The sequence below is a fragment of the Streptomyces sp. NPDC001027 genome (assembly GCF_040299045.1).
Taxonomy (GTDB): Bacteria; Actinomycetota; Actinomycetes; order Streptomycetales; family Streptomycetaceae; genus Streptomyces.
The window spans coordinates 1-1,470 of sequence record NZ_JBEPBI010000569.1; the positions used below are offsets into that span (position 1 = coordinate 1).

General features: G+C 67.8%; 3 protein-coding genes. All 3 read left to right on the forward strand.

Annotated features, from left to right (window positions below; genetic code table 11):
* Positions 1-137: 137 nt before the first annotated feature.
* Positions 138-998, forward strand: a complete 861-nt coding sequence (locus tag ABT300_RS43960) for a Sco1979 family transcriptional regulator (RefSeq protein ID WP_351688762.1) — start codon at positions 138-140, stop codon at positions 996-998.
* Complete coding sequence (locus ABT300_RS43965) at positions 999-1,253, forward strand: DUF397 domain-containing protein (protein WP_351688765.1); 255 nt, start codon at positions 999-1,001, stop codon at positions 1,251-1,253.
* A 24-nt stretch (positions 1,254-1,277) separates the two neighbouring features.
* Positions 1,278-1,470, forward strand: a 193-nt coding sequence (locus tag ABT300_RS43970; RefSeq protein WP_351688767.1) for a hypothetical protein, incomplete at its 3' end; no start/stop codon positions are given.

Consider the following 1,470-nt stretch of genomic DNA (forward strand, 5'->3'; position numbering starts at 1 on the left):
ACAAACAAACAACCAACCAAAAAACCCACCCACTCCCCCCTCGGTTTTGTTTTCGGTGTTTTGTTGGCTGCGCGGGGGGGGGGGGGGGGGCGGCCCCCCCCCCCCCCCCCCGGCCGGGCTCTTCGTGGAGGTGGAGCGTGAGCGAACCGCGGTCCGCGCCGACGGTCGGACAGGTCGTCCTCGGTCGGCGTCTTCTGGACCTGCGGGAACGCGCCGGGCTCAAGCGTGAGGAAGCCGCCCGCATCCTGCGCGTCGCGCCCGCCACCGTCCGCCGTATGGAGATGGCCGAGGTCAGTCTCAAGATCCCGTACCTCCAGCTGCTGCTGAAGGCCTACGGGGTCACCGACGAGGAGGCCGAGGGCTTCGTCCAGCTCGCCGAGGACGCCAACAAGCCCGGCTGGTGGCAGCGGTTCCACGACGTCCTGCCCGGCTGGTTCTCGATGCACGTCAGCCTCGAGGGCGCAGCGGCCCTCATCCGCCAGTACGAGCCCCACTTCGTCCCCGGACTGCTCCAGACCGAGGACTACGCGCGGGGGGTCCTCAAGTCCGGCGCCATCGGCCAGACCCGGCCGGAGGACATCGAGCGTCTCGTCGCGCTGCGCATGCAACGCCAGGATCTGCTCACCCGTGAGGACGCGCCCCGGTTGTGGGTCGTGATGGACGAGACCGTCCTGCGCCGAGCGGCGGGCGGCCCGGAGGTGATGCGCGCGCAGATCGACAAACTGCTCGAGGCCGCGGGGCTGCCGAACGTGACATTGCAGGTGGCGCCGTTCGCGAACGGGCCGCACCCGGGCACGTACGGGCCCTTCGTGCTCTTCCGGTTCGCCATGCCGGAGCTTCCGGACATGGTCTACAGCGAGTACCTGACCGGCGCGGTCTATCTGGACGCGCGCACCGAGGTGGCGACCCACCTCGAGGTCATGGACCGCATGGCGGCGCAGGCCGCTACAGCACATCGCACGAAGGAGATCCTCCGGGATCTCCGCAAGGAGTTGTGAATGGATCGCATCAAGACGCGCAAACGGGTCTACAACGGCATGCCCGCGCGGGACCTGGGCAGTGAAGGCTGGCACAAGCCGTGGAGCGGCGGGAACGGCGGGAACTGCCTGGAGGCGATGAAGCTCGCCGACGGCCGGATCGCCGTCCGTCAGTCCACCGACCCGGACGGTCCGGCGTTGATCTACACCACCGACGAGATGACGGCCTTCATCGAGGGAGCGAAGGCGGGAGAGGCGGACTTCCTGTTGTCCTGACGTGACTGCCGTGACGTTTCTTCGATGCTGCGGCCGTCGATCGATTGTCTGTTTCCCGCTCGACTTTCTAATTTTGGTACTGAATTGATCATCATTGACCGCATCGGACGCTTACGGAGCGCCTCACGACCGGGCAGCCCCCGACGACCTCTGCCCCTGACGACCTCTGCCGCCGAAGCCGAAGCCGAAGCCGACATCGAGACCGGCGCCGGCGCCG